This is a genomic window from Streptomyces sp. S6 (assembly GCF_054880855.1).
Genome location: NZ_JBTYMC010000556.1, coordinates 1 through 2,242 on the forward strand (window position 1 = coordinate 1; position 2,242 = coordinate 2,242).

The window sequence follows — 2,242 nt, forward strand, 5'->3', positions numbered from 1 at the left end:
CGGTCGAGGCGTCATTGTCGACGGCGTTCCCGGCCGACCAGCCGGAGCCGTAGACCGACGACGAGGTCGCCGCCCTGCCGTGGGCGAGGTTCAGTTTCGCCGCGAGTCCCTTCTTCGTCGAGGCCCACCGCCGCCCCGAGCCGCCGTACCACGCGGGCCCGGCGGCGGCGGGGCTCGGCGCGACCGCGATGTGCGACGTCAGCGACGGCCTGATCGCCGATCTCGGGCACATCGCCGAGTCCAGCAAGGTCCGCATCGACATCCGTACCGAGGCCATCGACATTCCCACCCAGATGAACGACATCGGCCACGCCGTCGGCGTCGACCCCATCCAGTGGGTGCTGACCGGGGGAGAGGACCACGCGATCGTGGCGACCTTCCCGCCGGACGTGAAACTCCCCGCCCGCTGGAAGGTCATCGGCGAGGTCCTCGGCCCCTCCGCGCTGCCTCAGGTGACCGTGGACGGCGCTCCCTGGGCCCGGGGCGGCGGCTGGGACCACTTCGGAGAAGTGGAGTGACCCCGCCGCGTGTGCTGACGGTCGCCGGATCCGACTCCGGCGGCGGCGCCGGCATCCAGGCCGACCTCAAGACGATGCTCGCCCTCGGCGTCCACGGCATGAGCGTCGTGACCGCCGTCACCGCCCAGAACTCCCTGGGCGTCCAGGGCGCCTGGGAACTCCCCGCCGACGCCGTCCGCGCCCAGTACCGCAGCGTCGTCGACGACATCGGCGTCCAGGCCGTGAAGACCGGCATGCTCGCCTCCGCGGAACTCGTCGAGACGGTCGCCGAGCTGCTGACGACGACGGCGGCACCCGTCGTCGTCGACCCCGTCGGCGTCTCCAAGCACGGCGACCCCCTCCTCGCCGCCTCCGCGCTCGACTCCGTACGCCACCGGCTCCTCCCGGCGGCCACGGTCGCCACCCCCAACCTCGACGAGGTCCGCCGGCTGACCGGCGTGCGCGTCGAGTCGGAGGCGGGGATGCGGGACGCCGCGAAGGCGGTGCTGGAGTTCGGGCCGGGGTGGGCGCTGATCAAGGGCGGGCATCTGGCCGGGGACGCCGTGGACCTGCTCACGGACGGGAGCGAGGAGCACTGGCTCAGGTCACCCCGGTACGACAACCGCCACACCCACGGCACCGGGTGCACGCTGGCGTCGGCGATCGCGTCGGAGCTGGCGAAGGGGGCGGCCGTGCCGGAGGCGGTCACGGCGGCGAAGGGGTACGTCACCGGGGCGATCCGGGCCGGGTTCGCGCTCGGCGGGGGGATCGGGCCGGTGGATCACGGCTGGGTGTTCAGGCCTTAGCCGGCCTTGGACGTGCAGAAAGCCGGTTCACTCGAAAGTGAACCGGCTTCTTGCGGCGAACCAGCAGTGGCTACGCGCTCAGCGGCGAAGCGTCAGCGCGAAACCTTGCCGGCCTTGATGCACGAGGTGCAGGCGTTCACGCGCTTCGGCGTCCCACTGACCACGGTACGCACGCGCTGGATGTTCGGGTTCCAGCGACGGGACGTACGGCGGTGCGAGTGCGAGATGTTGTTGCCGAAGCCCGGACCCTTGCCGCAGACGTCGCAGTTAGCAGCCACCGGTCACTCCAAAGACTTCAGATGCACTTACGGATGATCCCGGCATGCCGGGATCGAGATCGAGGATCTGGAAGTGGCGGTGCCGGGGGAATGGCCCGATCGGATCGGGCAACCGGAGCAGCATACAACGACCGCTCCCGTTGAACGAAACTACCACGATCGGACTACGCTGCGTCCAACCCAGCAGCTCAGGGAGGCGCAGGTGGCGCAGGTGCCGCAGACATTCCTCGATGCTCTCGCGGTGCGCACCTGGTGCGGCCTCGCGCTGCGCGCCCTCGGCGGGGCCCGCGAGGAGATCGACGCGATCAACGTCTACCCGGTCGCGGACGGGGACACCGGCACCAACCTCTACCTGACCCTGGAGTCCGCCGCGACGGCCGTGGAGGCCGTGTTCGCGGCCCACGAACCCGGCACGCCGTCCCTCGCCGACACCGTGCACGCCCTGGCCCACGGCGCCCTCATAGGCGCGCGCGGGAACTCCGGGACGATCCTCGCCCAGCTCCTGCGCGGCATGGCCCAGACCCTCGCCGCCGACGGTGACACCCCTCACACCTTCGTCATCATGTCCGGCGGCATCGACCTCTCCGTCGGCGCGATCGTCGCCCTCGCCTCCGTGTGGGCGACCACCGTCGCCACCCAGGAGTACGGGTTCGCCGGGATC

Annotated in this window: 3 protein-coding genes and 1 pseudogene; 3 read left to right on the forward strand and 1 reads right to left on the reverse strand. The window is 71.2% G+C overall.

Annotation, left to right across the window (positions count from 1 at the left end; all coding sequences use genetic code 11):
* Nucleotides 1-110: 110 nt before the first annotated feature.
* Nucleotides 111-518, forward strand: a pseudogene (locus ACVNF4_RS35125) (thiamine-phosphate kinase); the annotation flags it as partial.
* Nucleotides 515-1,303 carry a bifunctional hydroxymethylpyrimidine kinase/phosphomethylpyrimidine kinase gene (thiD, locus tag ACVNF4_RS35130; RefSeq protein ID WP_461806904.1) on the forward strand — a complete coding sequence of 263 codons (789 nt, stop codon included), beginning with the start codon at nt 515-517 and terminating at the stop codon, nt 1,301-1,303. The pseudogene ACVNF4_RS35125 and the gene thiD, both read left to right, overlap by 4 nt.
* A gap of 92 nt (nt 1,304-1,395) precedes the next feature.
* Here thiD and rpmB read toward each other — a convergent pair whose 3' ends face one another.
* On the reverse strand, nt 1,396-1,581 hold the full coding sequence (gene rpmB, locus ACVNF4_RS35135) for a 50S ribosomal protein L28 (protein ID WP_003973430.1): 186 nt from the start codon (nt 1,579-1,581) through the stop codon (nt 1,396-1,398).
* Between the two features lie 202 nt (nt 1,582-1,783).
* Between rpmB and ACVNF4_RS35140 the strand changes: the two genes are divergently transcribed.
* Nucleotides 1,784-2,242 (forward strand): DAK2 domain-containing protein (locus ACVNF4_RS35140; RefSeq protein WP_461806905.1); only part of this gene is annotated, 459 nt, incomplete at its 3' end.